Below are 15,021 nucleotides of genomic sequence, written 5' to 3' on the forward strand. Positions count from 1 at the left end.
CACGTGAGTTCTTCTGAGAAGGTCGGTACGCGCAAACGAGGTGAACTGCGCATCTACCTCGGCGCAGCGCCAGGCGTCGGAAAGACCTTTGCGATGCTCGGCGAGGCTCATCGCCGCCGGGCCCGTGGAACTGATGTGGTCGCGGCCGTTGTGGAATCACACGGCCGCGCCCGCACCGCCGAGCAGATCGGCGACCTCGAGATCATCGCGCCCAAGCTGGTCGAATATCGGGGCACACGGATGCCGGAACTTGATGTCGAGGCGGTGCTGGCTCGTCGTCCCGCCTTGGTGTTGGTGGACGAATTGGCGCACACCAACACACCGGGAAGTAAGAATCACAAGCGGTGGCAGGACGTGCAGGAGTTGTTGGACGCCGAAATCGACGTCCTCTCGACCGTCAACGTGCAACACCTCGAAAGCCTCAACGACGTAGTCGCGCACATCACGGGGGTCACACAGCAGGAAACGGTTCCGGATGAAATTGTGCGCGGTGCGGCGCAGGTCGAGTTGGTCGACATCACTCCGGAAGCATTGCGACGCAGACTGTCCCACGGAAACGTCTATGCCCCCGAACGAGTCGACGCGGCCCTCGGAAACTACTTCCGGCGCGGAAACCTCACCGCGCTACGCGAGTTGGCGCTTCTGTGGGTAGCCGATCAGGTGGACGCGGCGCTGGCGAAGTACCGGGCCGAGAACAAGATCACCGACACCTGGGAAGCGCGCGAGCGCGTTGTCGTTGCGGTGACCGGGGGACCGGAGTCGGAAACCCTGGTACGACGCGCTTCTCGGATCGCCTCCAAGTCGAGTGCCGAACTCATGGTGGTGCACGTCGTTCGCGGCGACGGCCTCACCGGTGTCTCGGCACCGGAGATGGGAAAGGTGCGCGCACTGGCAACCGGAGTGGGCGCAACACTGCACACCGTGGTCGGCGACGACGTACCGTCGACGCTCCTCGAGTTCGCGCGTGAGGAGAACGCCACGCAGTTGGTCTTGGGGACGTCGCGGCGGTCGCGGTTGGCCCGAATTCTCGACGAGGGGATCGGCGCGGCGGTCGTTCAGCAGTCCGGCGGCATCGACGTGCACATGGTCACCCACGAGGAAGCGACCGTCCGCCGTCGGATCTCTTTGTTCGGCCGATCCGAGCGACGCCTGCTGTCGTGGATTGCGGCAGTGGTGGTTCCGACGGCCGCAGCCGGACTCATGGGTTTGATCGACCGGATCTCCGGTGTGCAGGGCGAAAACGCGTTGTTCTTCGTGGTGGTGGTTCTGGTCGCGCTACTCGGTGGTGTTGGGCCGGCCATGGTGTCTGCTCTGATATCGGGACTACTGCTCAATTACTTCTTCACCGACCCCAAATACAGCTTCACGATTGCCGAACCCGACAACTTCATCACGACGGTCGTTCTGCTGATAGTGGCTGTGGCAGTGGCTGTTCTGGTGGATGCGGCCGCCAAAAAAGCGCGGGAAGCGAAGCGCGCTTCGGAGGAAGCGGAACTTCTGACACTGTTTGCGGGGTCGGTTCTCCGCGGCGCTGACCTGTCCACGCTGCTCGAGAAAGCTCGCGAAATCTACCGTCAACGTGGGGTTTCGGTGGTGCATCATGAGGACGGCGTAGTCGCGGCAGTGGGCGCCGAACCGCCGGCACGTGAGGCTGACGCGGATACCGTGTGCGAGGTCAACGACGGCGAATACGCGCTACTGCTATCGGGGCCGGAGCTGAGTGCGCGTGATCGACGGGTGCTGACCGTTGTCGCGCACCAGGCGGTCGGCATGATCCGTCAGGACAAGCTCACAGTCGAAGCGAGCAAAGCGGCAGCACTGACCGAGGCCGATCAACTGCGCCGAGCGTTGCTTTCGGCTGTGAGCCATGACCTTCGGACACCTCTTGCCGGCGTCAAGGCTGCTGTGTCGAGCTTGCGCAGCGACGACATCGAGTTCTCACCCGAGGACACGGCAGAACTACTGGCCACCATCGAGGAGTCTGCGGATCAGTTGACCGCTCTGGTCGGCAACCTGCTCGATTCGTCCAGACTGGCTGCGGGAGTGGTCAAGCCGACGTTGCGGGCGGTATACCTCGACGAAGTTGTTCACCGGGCGCTGCTCGGATTGGGCATCGGCGGCCGGTCGGACTCCCGATCCCACAGTGTGATCGTCGACGTGGGTACTGTTGCCGTGCAAGCCGATCAGGGTTTGCTCGAGAGAGTGATCGCCAACCTCGTCGACAACGCTTTGCGGTACGGCGGCAGAACACCGGTGCGGGTGGGAGCAGCACGCGTCGGAGACCGTACCGTCATCACCGTCGCAGATACCGGCCCCGGTGTACCGCGCGGCGAAGCCGAATCGATGTTCCAGCCGTTTCAGCGAATGGGGGATCGCGACAACACGGGCGGCGTCGGGCTCGGACTGTCCGTGGTTCGCGGATTTGTCGACGCGATGGGCGGAACGGTCAGTGCCACCGACACTCCGGGCGGTGGGTTGACGATGATGGTCGAACTGGCCGGTGCAGGAACGAATGGAAGCGAGTCATGAGCCGGATACTGGTTGTCGACGACGAACCGCAGATCTTGCGGGCACTACGCATCAACCTCACTGTGCGTGGATACGACGTGGTGACGGCGTCCACCGGAGCAGGGGCGCTGCGCGCTGCAGCGGAACGGCCGCCGGACGTGGTGATTCTCGACCTCGGTCTGCCGGACATGGACGGCACCGAAGTGCTTGCCGGATTGCGCGGCTGGTGTACCGCGCCGGTCATCGTGTTGTCGGCACGCACCGACTCCGCAGACAAGGTCGAAGCGTTGGACGCCGGTGCGGACGATTACGTCACCAAGCCGTTCGGGATGGACGAATTCCTGGCGAGGGTGCGCGCGGCGGCGCGACGAGGAGTATCGGCAACCGACACGTCGGAACCGTCGGTGGAGACGGCCTCGTTCACCGTCGATTTGTCGGCGAAGACGGTCAGCCGGCGCGGCGAGCAGGTACATCTGACGCCCACCGAGTGGGGAATGCTCGAGATGCTGGTGCGCAACCGCGGAAAGTTGGTCGGGCAGAAGGAACTTCTCCGTGAGGTGTGGGGACCGGCCTACGACACCGAGACCCACTACCTGCGGGTATATCTGGCTCAACTGCGTCGCAAACTCGAAGACGACCCGGCTCACCCCAAGCACCTGATCACGGAAGCGGGGATGGGTTACCGCTTCGTGGTGTGAGAGCTCGGTGGTGTGAGAATTCGGGTGGTGTCGGCTCAGGGGTGCGTGACGATCAGCAGTGGACACAACGCTCGGTGTAAGAGGTTTCGACTTGTCGAGCCCAGCAACATGGACTTGAAACCGCCGCGTCCCCGTCGGCCGACAACAACCAATTGCGCAGACTTCGACTCGGTGATTAGCTCTTGAGCAGGGTTGTCGTGCACCACAACTCGACGAACGACGACGTCGGGATACTGGTCCTCCCATCCGGCAAGCCGTTCGGCGAGAACTGCGTGCTCGGCAATAGCGACGGCATCCCAGTCGAGAGACTCGCCGTCGGGATCGGTGCGGAATGCTGTGGACAGGTGAGAATCGCTCCAAGCGTGGACGGCAACAAGTTCGACGCCGTGCAGCGAAGCCGTTTCGAAGGCTTGGGCCAGTGCAGGTTCGCTGTGTTCGCTGCCGTCGACGCCGACAACAACGGGACGGCCTCGCGCCGGTTCGTCCTCCGAAGGTAGTTCTCGGATCACGGCCACCGGACACCGGGCATGCAGGACAATCGCTGTACTGACAGAACCGAGAATCCCGTCAGCCCAACGGCCGAGGCCACGCGAGCCTACGACCAGCATTGCGGAGTCCGCTGATTGTTCGAGCAGAATGTCAACCGGGTGACCGAAACCGAGGTGCTCGGTGACAACCGGGCCGTCACCTGTTGCAGGCAGCGCCGCCGCTCGGCCACGGGACAGTCGGAGTTTTCCTTCCCGGCGCTTCGCGGCAAACTGCGGCGCAGCGAGAGTGAAAGCGTTTCCGTACGTGCTCGGTTCGCCGCGGATCGCGGCAACAATATGAAGAGGCCGCCGGCGGAGAACTGCCTCGTGCGACGCCCAGCGAACCGCGTCCAACGAGCGCGTCGAACCGTCCACTCCCACGACAATTGGTGCATTCATGCTCGTCCTCCTGAGTCGACAAGTTGAGGCAGTAAGACGGCAGCGCCGGTAATTCGGTCCTCGGCCAGGTCGACCAAGGCCCGATTCGCATCGGCTAGCGGATACGTGTTGGCGGTGATTTCGAGGTGGTGCTCGCCGGCAAACGCGAGGAACTCCCGAGCATCGCGCCGTGTGTTTGCGGTGACCGAACGAATTTCGCGCTCGTAGAACAAGTGGTGCCGATAGTTCAGGCTCGGTATGTCGGAGAGGTGTATCCCGGCGATCGACAGGATTCCGCCACGGTTCAACGCGGTGAGTGCAGTCGGAACCAGATCTCCGGCGGGAGCAAAGAGGATGGCTGAATCCAGCGGAGTGGGTGGACGGTCGCGGCTACCCTGCACCGAGGCTGCGCCGAGCTGAGAGGCCAGTGCGCGCGCCGATTCGCTGCGCGTCATGACGTGGACTTCTGCGCCCCGCGCAATCGCGACTTGCGCGGCAATGTGTGCGCTCCCGCCGAAACCGTAAATCCCCAGTCGCCCACCATCGGGGACCTCGGCGCGCTGAAGTGCCCGAAATCCGATGATGCCGGCGCATAGCAGCAGTGCGGTTTCGGCATTGCTGTACCCGTCCGGCAAGCGCAACGCGAATTCGGCTGTCGCCACGGCATATTCGGCGTAGCCGCCGTCGATGTCCCAGCCCGTGTACGTGGAGTTCGGGCACAGGTTCTCCCGGCCGCGCAAGCAGTACTCGCACGCGCCGCACGTGGAATGCAGCCACGGAATTCCGACGCGATCGCCAGGGGAGAAGTCCTCGACCGCCGTACCGACCTCTTCGACCACACCGACAATTTCGTGGCCGGGAACCACATTTGCGCGATGTACGGGCAGTTCGCCTTCGGCAATATGCAGGTCGGTGCGACACACTCCGCAGGCGAGAACCCGGACCAGTAATTCGCCCGAGGTAGGCACCGGCCGCGATTGCTGAACCTCGACCAATGGGTGCGTTCGGACCGGCCCAGGCTGGTGTACCTGCCACGAGGCCATTGGCGTCGAAGTTCCGGCGATGTCGTTCACCACTTAATCGTGCGCCTCAGCGCTTCCCCGTGGAAGAGGGCGAAGTGTGTCGGTGGCCTGTGCGAACATCTGTTCGTGTCGATGTCGTCAGATGCTCGCGGCGATCACCGGTCCGGTGGCGCCACGATCCTGCATGCCGATCTCGACTCGTTCTACGCCTCCGTCGAACAGCGAGACGATCCTGGTTTGATCGGGCGACCCGTCATCGTGGGCGGGGGTGTGGTGCTGGCGGCCAGCTACGAGGCCAAAGCGTTCGGGGTCCGTACCGCAATGAGTGGTGGTCAGGCGCGTACGTTGTGTCCGCAGGCAATTGTCGTTCCGCCGCGCATGGACGCGTACTCACAGGCGAGCAAGGACGTATTCGAGGTCTTTCATGACACATCGCCGCTGGTAGAGGGGATCTCGATCGACGAAGCCTTCCTGGAAGTCGGGGGACTGGCACTCATTGTCGGCACGCCACTGCAGATCGGCGCCAACCTCAGACGAGACGTGGCCGAGCAGGTTGGCCTCCCCATCACCGTCGGCATTGCCCGCACGAAGTTCCTGGCAAAGGTAGCCAGCGCCTATGCCAAACCCGACGGATTGCTGCTGGTGCCACCGGACGGTGAGCGTGAATTCCTGCATCCGCTGCCCGTGGAAAGGCTGTGGGGCGTCGGCAAGATCACTGCGCAGAAGCTGCGGAATTTCGACATCGCGACGGTGGGGGACATCGCGCGGCATGACGAGTCGTCCATCGTGTCGATTCTGGGTCGCGGCGCCGGCCGACACCTGTACGCGCTCTCGCACAACCGGGATCCGCGGCCGGTGCGTTCGTACGGCGGCCGAAGTTCGATGGGCGCTCAGCACGCATTGGGTCGAGGTGAGCACTCACGATCCGAACTCGAGGTGTCGTTGATGTCGCTGGTCGATCGGGTGTCGCGCCGCATGCGCTCCGCGCAACAAACCGGCCGCACCGTCACACTCCGGCTGCGTTTCGGCGATTTCACGCGGGCAACCCGTTCCCACACGCTGCGCCGTTCGACGGCGGAAACCACAGATCTGTTGAATGCGGCGATGGCGCTGCTGAGCGAAGCGGCGCCACTGATCGCCGACAAAGGCATCACGCTGATCGGTGTTGCCGTATCCAATCTGGACCGAAGCGGCGCGGAGCAATTGGAACTGTCCTTCGACGGCGGGCCGGATACCGCTGCCCTCGACTCCGCGATGGACAGTGTGCGGAAGAAGTTCGGCTCGGGGGCGCTCACGCGGGCAGTGCTGATCGGCCGCGATCCCGACGTTTCGGTGCCGCTGCTCCCGGACTAGCCGCTCGCTCAGCAGCGTCAGGACGTCAGCCGAATTGTTTCGTGCGTAGCGCTTGCGAGATCAGAAGCTGTGGCCTCGATCAATTGACGAGAAAGGTCGGCCAAAGCGCGTGCGACCGCAAGTTCGTCACCGATCTCGGGTACGTCTCGGTCGGCGGGATTGCAGCGCGCGAAACCAGCTCCTGCGAAGTGCGTGTCTTCCTGCGCCCGCAGTCGGGCAATCGCGCGAGTTCGGTTTGCCGTGTCGGATGTGTGTTCGTCGATGGTGATATCCACCGACCAGTGCTTTTCGTTCATGATGTGACCCCCTTCGGCGTACGTTCCATTGTCCTCGGTCGAGTGACGCGTGCGATAGGGCTGAAGGACGGTCTTCGATTGCTGCGTGGGTGGGCGTCGCAGCGCGCATGATTACTTGGCCGCCGAACAACCCCATGACGAGGAGTCACCATGAAGTCCTTCCGAAGTGCTGTCGAAGCGCGCGATACCGACGCCATGGAGGCGCTGCTCGCCGACAACGTGGTCTTCACCAGTCCTGTTGCCTTCATGCCGTATCCCGGCAAGGCGATCACGGCGTCGATCCTGCGCGGTGTGATGCGGGTGTTCGAGGATTTCCGGTATGTGCGCGAGATCGAGTCGGCAGACGGTCGCGATCATGCCTTGGTCTTCGAGGCAACAGTGGACGGCAAGCTCGTAAACGGTTGCGACTTTCTGCATTTCGACGACGACGGGCTGATCGACGAGTTCACGGTGATGGTCCGGCCGCTGTCGGGTGCCAATGCTCTTGCTGCCGCCATGGGTGAGCAGTTTCCGCGGATTCGGGAAGAGGCGATGAATGAGCTGAAGTGAGCACGGTTTGTGTGTAGTGAGCAGCTGTTTCGGCCTGCTGGAGTGCGTGTTCACTGCACAGAAACCATGTTCGCTTACCGTGTCGACGCCATAGGGGTTGTGTGAGACTCGTCGTAGCACTAAGTTGAGCCACATCGAGTTACAGGCACTGTGAGGAGACACCGATGGCCAGGTCGACATCGATCACCATGGACCAGTCGTACCGCGAGTTGCTGGCGACGCTTTCCGACGGCTCGGTGCACCGGAGGTTCGACCCCTATCTCGACATCGATTGGGACGCACCGGAATACGCGATCGATCCCGACGACCCCCGGTGGGTGCTGTCGTCGATATCCGATCCGCTCGGTGCCACGAGTTGGTATCAGGAGCAGTCCCTCGGGCGTCGCATCGCGATGGGGAAATGGCGCCAGGCCAATGTCACCAAGGTGGGTTCGGCGTTCGAGAGCATCCTGATTCGCGGAATGATGGACTACATCATGGCGCTGCCGAACCAATCCCCGGAGTTTCGGTATTGCCTGCACGAGATGACCGAAGAGTGCAATCACATTCAGATGTTCCAGGAATTCGTCAATCGGGTTGGCGTCGACGTTCCGGGGATGCGCCCGCTGTTTCGCCGAATGTCTCCGTATGTCGGCTTGCTGGGCGCTAGGTTCCCGGTCATCTTCTTCATCGGCATCCTGGCCGGTGAGGAACCGATCGATCACTTCCAGAAGGATCTCATCCGCGAAGGCAAGGACACCGTCCCGGTGATGTTGCGCACCATGGAGATTCACATCGCGGAAGAGGCCAGGCATATTTCCTTCGCGCACGATTTCCTGCGCACGCATGTTCCGAGACTGAGCCCGTTCGGCCGCGCGATGACGTCTGTCGCCTTCCCTGGCGCGATGCGTTGGCTGTCCGGCGAAATCATGGCACCGCCGAAGGAGTTTGCGGAAAAGTTCGACATTCCCGACTCGGTGATCCGGGAAGCATTTTGGGACAGTCCTACGTCGCGCCGAATCCTGGGTAACTACTTCGGTGAAATGCGCGCATTGGCAGACGAGTTGGGGCTGATGAATCCAGTCTCGCGGCGGGCTTGGAAGAAGTTCGGAATCGCCGGCGACAGGGCCCGGTATCGCGGTGAACCGAGGCGTTGGACAAAATCCCGTCGCTAGCGGTCGTATAAACCGTCGGTGCCGCGTGGGACACTTGTTCGGTGAGGTTGTATCGAGACACGGCGGTGGTGCTGCGCCTGCATAAGCTGGGCGAAGCCGACCACATCGTCACGTTGCTCACCCGTCAATTCGGGTTGGTGCGTGCCGTGGCCAAGGGTGTCCGCAGAACTACCTCCAAGTTCGGTGCGCGGCTCGAGCCGTTTGCGCATGTCGACGTCCAACTCCTGCCGGGTAAAAATCTGGACATCATCACGCAGGTCCAGACGGTGGACGCCTTTGCCACCGACATTGTCGACGATTACAGCCGGTACACCACGGCCTGCGCGGTACTCGAAACCGCGGAACGGCTAGCCGGTGAAGAACGTGCACCGGCGCCGCAACTTCAGCGGCTCACCGTCGGGGCCTTGCGGGCTATCGCCGAGCAGGGCCGTCCCGTCGAATTTGTTCTCGACGCTTTTCTTCTCCGGGCGATGGGTTACGCGGGTTGGGCGCCCGCGCTCGGGGAATGCGCCAAGTGTTCTTCTCCCGGCCCGCACCGCGCTTTCCATGTCGCGGCCGGCGGGGCGGTCTGTACGTACTGTCGCCCACCCGGATCTGCGACGCCGTCGCCCGGTGTCCTTGATCTGATGGAAGCGTTGCTGCGGGGGGAGTGGGAAGGTACCGACGTGGCACCGACCTCGCTGCGCACTCAGGCAAGTGGCCTGGTCGCAGCGCATTTGCAGTGGCATCTGGAGCGGCAATTGCGCACGCTACCGCTCATCGAACGGTCAAGGCCGCATGCGGCGGTCGAGGGAGCTGCAGCGGTGGGGCAGGATGGAACGCGTGATTCGACGACGCGAACCGCGCACCCCGCTTGATTCTGCTACAGATCGGGTGATCCGGCCCCCGGACCCACACCCGTCCGGAGCGAAACCGCCGATCCTGCAAACCGAACTGATCCCGCGCCATGTTGCGCTGGTGATGGACGGCAACGGACGCTGGGCTCAGGAGCGCGGTTTGCCGCGCACAGCCGGTCACGAGCGCGGCGAAGCCGTACTGATGGACACGGTGTGCGGGTGCATCGAGATGGGCGTCGAGTGGCTTTCCGCGTATGCCTTCTCCACCGAGAACTGGAAGCGCAGCCCCGACGAGGTGCGTTTCCTCATGGGCTTCAACCGTGACGTGATTCGTCGTCGACGCGACGAGATGAACGAGATGGGCGTTCGGGTTCGCTGGGCGGGCCGGAAGCCGCGATTGTGGGCGAGTGTCATCAAGGAACTCGAGATCGCCGAAGAGCTCACCAAGAACAACACGGTGATGAACCTGACGATGTGCGTCAACTACGGCGGGCGCGCCGAAATTGCCGACGCGGTCAAGGAAATCGCCAAGCGGGTGGCCGCCGGCGAGATCAATCCAGACAAGATCACCGAGGCCACCGTCGCGAAGTACCTCGACGAACCTGATATGCCGGACGTCGACCTGTTCCTGCGCCCCTCAGGGGAGCAGCGTACGTCCAACTTCTTGATCTGGCAGTCCGCGTACGCCGAAATGGTGTACCAGGAGAAGCTGTTTCCCGATTTCGATCGTCGTGACCTGTGGGCCGCGTGTGTCGAATATGCCTCACGCGACCGCCGATTTGGTGGAGTGAAATGACAGGTGAAAATATGACCGAGACCGACAACGCCGCACGACTGCAAGAGCGTGCCGCCGAAGCGCTGGCACATTTTGTGACCGTCGACGTGGCCGACGACGGTTCACTGGGTTTCCAGTACGCCGGCGCATTGTGCTCGGTTCAGGCGATGAACCTCTCCGAAGGCCTCGACGTTCTGTCGATGACGTGCGTGCTGGCGTGGGACCGTCCGGTCAGCGCCGCGCTGCACCGCAAGGTAGCCGAGCGCAACCGCACCATCCAGTTCGGATCCATCGCGGTGTTCGGGCACGGCAGTCTCGCAGATGTCATTCTGCGGTACACGTTCCCGGCAGCGGGACTGGAAGACGAAGCGCTCACTACGATGCTGCTCCTGGCGCTCACGGGAGCCGATACGGCTCGACAGGGACTACTTCCTTAAACCTGAACGCACCGATTCTTCGAGGAGTAGTCCATGACGCTCGAGATCCACAAGGCCTGCGAAGTCACCGACGAGCTGGTTGAAGCCTGCGCGAGACTCATTCCGCAGCTGTCGAAGTCGGCGCCACCAGTCACCGCGGCGTCGCTCGAGAAGGTTGTGGCCTGCCCCACGAACACACTTTTCGTGGCCAGGCTCGACGGTCGTATCGTCGGAACGCTGACCCTGGTCGTCTTTCCGACCCCGACCGGCTACCGCGCCTGGATCGAGGACGTTGTGGTCGACGGGGCGGCTCAAGGCCGACAGGTCGGATCCGCGCTGACCACAGCAGCCCTCGCTCGCGCCGAGGAGCTCGGTGCCCGCACTGTGGATCTGACCTCGAGGAGCTCGCGGGTAGCCGCGAATCAGCTCTACCGGAAACTCGGTTTCGAGCCGCGCGAATCCAATCTGCTTCGGTTTTCGCTGGCTGATTAAGTCGCGGCCGCGCAATCGCGGCAGGTACCAAAAATTTCGACGGTGTGACTGACGTCGGTGAAACCGTTGTCGTCGGCGATGGTCTGTGACCACTGCTCGACCATCGCGCCTTCCACCTCCACGGTGTATCCGCAATTTCGGCACACGAGGTGGTGATGGTGGCCGGAAGAGCAACGGCGATAGACGGATTCACCGGTGTCGGTGCGCAGGACGTCGATGGTTCCGGCGTCGGCGAGGGTCTGCAGGGTTCGGTAGACGGTGGTCAGGCCGATGGCTTCACCACGCTTGCGCAGTTCGTCGTGCAGCTCTTGCGCCGACTTGAACTCGCCGATGTCGTCGAGCAGTGCGGAGATCGCGCTGCGCTGTTTGGTCGATCGAATGCCGACAGTGGCGCTGCGCTTGAATGCAGACTGACCGGTGGTGTTCATGTTGGTGGTGATCATCCTTCTTCTGCGTGGGCGACAGCGTCCACGACTATGTGGGCCAGATGGTCGTCGGCCAGTCGATAGAGAACTTCGCGTCCGTGGCGTTCGCCACGCACGACGCCCGCAGCCTTCAGGACACGAAGGTGCTGGCTGATGAGCGGTTGGGTGACGCCGAGGGCGCCGACAAGTTCGTGGACGCACCGCTGCGACTGGTGGAGTTGGAGCACGATCGCGATGCGGACAGGTGCGGCGAGCGCTCGCAGGATCTCACCGGCCGCAGCCAGAGTTTCCTTGGGTGGAACCACGGCTGGGGGGACGGGTTCGAACGGGTCATGTGTGTGATCGAGCGCGTCGTGATCATGGTGGTTGTGGAGATCGCCGGTATCCGCAATGCTCACAGCGAGGCTCCTTCGAGGGGTGTGTCACAACGTTCCTGCGTAGCCATAAGACCACACTATTGCAAATCACATTCATTTTGATATGCACAAGTACGCATGTCAACCGTGGCGCGAAGTCCACTTCCGGGGCCGGTTAGTCTGGACATGCAAAAAGCGCAGGAAAACCGTGCATCTATTACCCAGATGGAGAGCAATCCAGTGGCACCCAAGTCCAAGATCGAAGCCGTCGTCAATCTCGCCAAGCGGCGAGGCCTGGTCTACCCGTGCGGTGAGATCTACGGAGGCACCAAGTCCGCATGGGACTACGGCCCATTGGGTGTCGAGCTCAAGGAGAACATCAAGCGTCAGTGGTGGCGGAACATGGTCACCAGCCGCGAGGACGTTGTCGGCCTCGACTCCTCGGTGATTTTGCCCCGCGAGGTGTGGGTTGCATCCGGACACGTCGGCGTCTTCAACGACCCGCTGGTCGAGTGCCTCAACTGTCACAAGCGTCACCGTCAGGATCACCTGCAGGAGGCGTACGCGGAGAAGAAGAAGCTCGACAACCCGGACGACGTCACGATGGACCTCATCGGGTGCCCCGACTGCGGCACCGTCGGCCAGTGGACCGAACCGCGCGACTTCAACATGATGCTCAAGACGTACCTCGGCCCCGTCGAGAGCGAAGAGGGCATGCACTACCTGCGTCCCGAAACCGCGCAGGGCATCTTCGTGAACTTCGCGAACGTGCTGACCACGTCGCGTAAGAAGCCGCCGTTCGGCATCGGCCAGATCGGCAAGAGCTTCCGCAACGAGATCACCCCAGGCAACTTCATCTTCCGCACCCGCGAGTTCGAGCAGATGGAGATGGAATTCTTCGTCAAGCCCGGCGAGGACGACGCGTGGCACAAGTACTGGATCGACTACCGCATGGACTGGTACACCGGCCTCGGTATCAACAAGGACAACCTGCGCCTGTACGAGCACGCGAAGGAAAAGCTCTCGCACTACTCCAAGGGCACCACGGACATCGAGTACCGCTTCCACTTCCAGGGCAGCGAATGGGGTGAGCTCGAGGGCATCGCGAACCGCACCGACTTCGACCTCTCGACGCACTCCAAGCACTCGGGCACCGAGCTGAACTACTTCGACCAGACAACCGGCGAGCGCTACACGCCGTACGTCATCGAGCCGGCCGCAGGTCTTACCCGTTCGCTCATGGCCTTCCTCGTCGACGCGTACACCGAGGACGAAGCCCCCAACGCCAAGGGTGGCGTCGACAAGCGCACGGTGCTGCGCCTGGATCGTCGTCTCGCTCCGGTCAAGGCCGCTGTCCTGCCGCTCTCGCGCAATGCGGATCTCACGCCAAAGGCAAAAGATCTTGCAGCGCAACTGCGTCAGAACTGGAACGTCGAATTCGACGACGCCGGCGCCATCGGCCGCCGCTACCGTCGTCAGGACGAGATCGGCACCCCGTTCTGCATCACGGTCGACTTCGACACCCTCGAAGACCAGGCCGTCACCGTTCGCGAGCGTGACTCCATGGCTCAGGAACGCGTCGCACTCGATCAGGTCGAGAGCTACCTTGCGACGCGACTGATCGGTTCTTAAGCCGTATCCGTCTCGGGCGGCCTTCCTCGATAACGAGGGAGGCCGCCCGTTTGCTGTTCCCGGCGGCCTTCGAGGCGTAAGAACAGACATATGAGACAACTCAGTGTGACCAACAGCGTGACTCTCGACGGTGTCATGCAGGCGCCGGGTGGGCCCGACGAGGACCGTCGTGGCGGCTTCGAGCACGGGGGATGGGCTGCGCCGTTCAGTGACGCGGTAATGGCGCGGAAGATGGGCGAGGGAATGGCTGCAAGATCGCAGCTACTCTTCGGGCGACGGACGTACGAGAGTTTTGCGTCGTACTGGCCGCACCAGACCGACAATCCGTTCACCGAAGTGCTCGACAACACGCAGAAATATGTTGCGTCGCGGACATTGACCGAACCGCTGCCGTGGAAGAACTCGACGTTGCTCCGCGGTGACGCCGCCGACGCGGTTGCCGAGTTGAAGGACACCGAGGGGCCGGATCTGGTGATTCTGGGTAGTGGGGAACTGATCACGTCGTTGGCGCAGCGCCAATTGATCGACACCTACATTCTGCTCATCCATCCTGTGGTTCTCGGAACGGGACGCAGGTTGTTTCCTGACGGCGCCGTACTCGCGCGGTTCACTCTCGCCGAAAGTGTTTCCACCACAACCGGAGTCATCATGGCGACGTATCAGTTGCAGTGAGTGGGGCGAAAATAATCGAGTTGCCAGCGCTGGGATTTGACGGCCTGCACACTGGTCGGCGTTACCCACGGCGGGTAGATGCGAATGGCGCGTTTACCGCCCGTGAAGTCTGTCGAAACCACTCGATTCGTGATGAGAGCGTCGACGGGAAAAATGAAGTGCCCCAGTTGTTCTCCGTCGTATACCTTCACGATGAACAACTCGACGCCGTCGGAAACATCGAACGGGCGGATCGGCCCGGCGTCCGATCGTCGCCACAGCGTCACGAACTGCCCGAGTTTGGTAGGAGTCGTCTTTGCGCGACGGTATACGGCGCTGCGCCCGTCGACAGTGAGGGAGTGAGCGCTGTACTCCGCGCCCTCGGGTTCGGGAATCGGTGTGGACCAGGTACATCCGTGAGCGTTCATCGGCAATGATGATGGCACGGGTCACCGACATCCCGGGGATTTCAGGCCGAGGGCACCTTGTCGAGGAACCCGAGAACAAGGGTCAATCGGCCGTCGTCATTTCGTTCGAGCACGTCGAATCCGTCGATCAGGGATTCTTTGCCGGCCGGGCCGAGCTTCCAGCCGAAGCGAGCTTGGCTGTGGTGTGCGTCCACCGGTCCGGCGAGGGTGAAGGTCATGCCCGGAAACTGCTGCTGCACAGCGCTGATCATCGCGTCGATCTGGCTGTGTCCGGTCACATCTGCCAGTGGATCGGTGTACCGGCCGTCGGCCGCGAACAGTTGCTCGATTCGTTCCTGACGAGCGCCGGCATCGGTTTCGTTCCACAGGTCGATGTAGGCGTGTGCGATTGCGTCGAAGTCACTCATGGCAGATCCTCCTGGTTGTCGAGGTCCGGGGTTTGTTTCCCGGCTGAGATCACTGTGCCAAGCGGATGTGTCGTCAGTCGATTACCTCGGAGGTCATGGCGTTGATTACACCTTGTCG

18 protein-coding genes are annotated in these 15,021 nt (G+C 62.5%); 11 read left to right on the plus strand and 7 right to left on the minus strand.

Going from position 1 to position 15,021, the window contains the following annotated elements; all coding sequences use genetic code 11:
• The first annotated feature begins 3 nt into the window (after positions 1-3).
• Entirely contained in the window at positions 4-2,529 is a 2,526-nt protein-coding gene (locus RG2_RS09605) for a sensor histidine kinase (protein WP_033233005.1), read from the plus strand.
• A complete protein-coding gene (locus RG2_RS09610) occupies positions 2,526-3,206 on the plus strand; it encodes a response regulator (protein WP_033233006.1) in 681 nt (226 codons plus the stop codon). Before RG2_RS09605 ends, RG2_RS09610 begins: the two co-directional genes overlap by 4 nt.
• A gap of 35 nt (positions 3,207-3,241) precedes the next feature.
• On the opposite strand, the gene RG2_RS09615 is transcribed toward RG2_RS09610, so the two are convergent.
• Positions 3,242-4,132, minus strand: coding sequence for a universal stress protein (locus RG2_RS09615; protein WP_033233008.1), 891 nt, complete (start codon positions 4,130-4,132; stop codon positions 3,242-3,244).
• On the minus strand, positions 4,129-5,154 hold the full coding sequence (locus tag RG2_RS09620) for a zinc-dependent alcohol dehydrogenase family protein (RefSeq protein WP_033233183.1): 1,026 nt from the start codon (positions 5,152-5,154) through the stop codon (positions 4,129-4,131). Before RG2_RS09620 ends, RG2_RS09615 begins: the two co-directional genes overlap by 4 nt.
• 111 nt (positions 5,155-5,265) lie before the next feature.
• On the opposite strand from RG2_RS09620, the gene dinB reads away from it, so the two are divergent.
• Positions 5,266-6,486, plus strand: coding sequence for a DNA polymerase IV (gene dinB / locus RG2_RS09625; protein WP_051730390.1), 1,221 nt, complete (start codon positions 5,266-5,268; stop codon positions 6,484-6,486).
• Between the two features lie 17 nt (positions 6,487-6,503).
• Here dinB and RG2_RS09630 read toward each other — a convergent pair whose 3' ends face one another.
• A complete protein-coding gene (locus RG2_RS09630) occupies positions 6,504-6,782 on the minus strand; it encodes a DUF1876 domain-containing protein (protein WP_033233013.1) in 279 nt (92 codons plus the stop codon).
• A gap of 150 nt (positions 6,783-6,932) precedes the next feature.
• Here RG2_RS09630 and RG2_RS09635 point away from each other — a divergent pair, with 150 nt between their 5' ends.
• The 6 genes from RG2_RS09635 (at position 6,933) to RG2_RS09660 (ending at position 11,004) form a co-directional block, all read left to right on the plus strand.
• The gene (locus tag RG2_RS09635; RefSeq protein WP_033233015.1) at positions 6,933-7,331 is read left to right on the plus strand and encodes a nuclear transport factor 2 family protein; all 399 of its coding nucleotides are present in this window, start codon (positions 6,933-6,935) and stop codon (positions 7,329-7,331) included.
• A 164-nt stretch (positions 7,332-7,495) separates the two neighbouring features.
• A complete protein-coding gene (locus RG2_RS09640; protein WP_033233017.1) occupies positions 7,496-8,485 on the plus strand; it encodes an AurF N-oxygenase family protein in 990 nt (329 codons plus the stop codon).
• Positions 8,486-8,526: 41 nt separating this feature from the next.
• Positions 8,527-9,342: a DNA repair protein RecO gene (gene recO / locus RG2_RS09645; RefSeq protein ID WP_033233019.1), complete on the plus strand. Its 816-nt coding sequence runs from the start codon at positions 8,527-8,529 to the stop codon at positions 9,340-9,342.
• On the plus strand, positions 9,299-10,117 hold the full coding sequence (locus RG2_RS09650) for an isoprenyl transferase (protein ID WP_045067006.1): 819 nt from the start codon (positions 9,299-9,301) through the stop codon (positions 10,115-10,117). Before recO ends, RG2_RS09650 begins: the two co-directional genes overlap by 44 nt.
• On the plus strand, positions 10,114-10,533 hold the full coding sequence (locus RG2_RS09655; protein ID WP_106939767.1) for a YbjN domain-containing protein: 420 nt from the start codon (positions 10,114-10,116) through the stop codon (positions 10,531-10,533). Before RG2_RS09650 ends, RG2_RS09655 begins: the two co-directional genes overlap by 4 nt.
• 33 nt (positions 10,534-10,566) lie before the next feature.
• Positions 10,567-11,004: a GNAT family N-acetyltransferase gene (locus tag RG2_RS09660; protein WP_033233025.1), complete on the plus strand. Its 438-nt coding sequence runs from the start codon at positions 10,567-10,569 to the stop codon at positions 11,002-11,004.
• Here the strand turns inward: RG2_RS09660 and RG2_RS09665 are convergent.
• A complete protein-coding gene (locus tag RG2_RS09665; protein WP_230590059.1) occupies positions 11,001-11,447 on the minus strand; it encodes a Fur family transcriptional regulator in 447 nt (148 codons plus the stop codon). The two genes, RG2_RS09660 and RG2_RS09665, sit on opposite strands and share 4 nt — an antisense overlap.
• Positions 11,444-11,827, minus strand: coding sequence for an ArsR/SmtB family transcription factor (locus RG2_RS09670; RefSeq protein ID WP_033233027.1), 384 nt, complete (start codon positions 11,825-11,827; stop codon positions 11,444-11,446). The genes RG2_RS09665 and RG2_RS09670 overlap by 4 nt, the downstream gene beginning before the upstream one ends.
• Positions 11,828-12,025: 198 nt before the next feature.
• Between RG2_RS09670 and RG2_RS09675 the strand changes: the two genes are divergently transcribed.
• Together RG2_RS09675 and RG2_RS09680 are read left to right on the plus strand one after the other, a co-directional pair.
• Positions 12,026-13,417 carry a glycine--tRNA ligase gene (locus RG2_RS09675; RefSeq protein WP_033233186.1) on the plus strand — a complete coding sequence of 464 codons (1,392 nt, stop codon included), beginning with the start codon at positions 12,026-12,028 and terminating at the stop codon, positions 13,415-13,417.
• Between the two features lie 90 nt (positions 13,418-13,507).
• Positions 13,508-14,089: a dihydrofolate reductase family protein gene (locus RG2_RS09680; protein ID WP_033233038.1), complete on the plus strand. Its 582-nt coding sequence runs from the start codon at positions 13,508-13,510 to the stop codon at positions 14,087-14,089.
• Here RG2_RS09680 and RG2_RS09685 read toward each other — a convergent pair.
• Positions 14,077-14,496: a MepB family protein gene (locus tag RG2_RS09685; protein WP_202026262.1), complete on the minus strand. Its 420-nt coding sequence runs from the start codon at positions 14,494-14,496 to the stop codon at positions 14,077-14,079. The genes RG2_RS09680 and RG2_RS09685 overlap by 13 nt on opposite strands.
• Before the next feature lie 41 nt (positions 14,497-14,537).
• The gene (locus tag RG2_RS09690) at positions 14,538-14,903 is read right to left on the minus strand and encodes a nuclear transport factor 2 family protein (protein ID WP_033233042.1); all 366 of its coding nucleotides are present in this window, start codon (positions 14,901-14,903) and stop codon (positions 14,538-14,540) included.
• Positions 14,904-15,021 lie beyond the last annotated feature (118 nt).

It is taken from the genome of Rhodococcus globerulus NBRC 14531 (assembly GCF_001894805.1).
GTDB lineage: Bacteria > Actinomycetota > Actinomycetes > Mycobacteriales > Mycobacteriaceae > Rhodococcus_F > Rhodococcus_F globerula.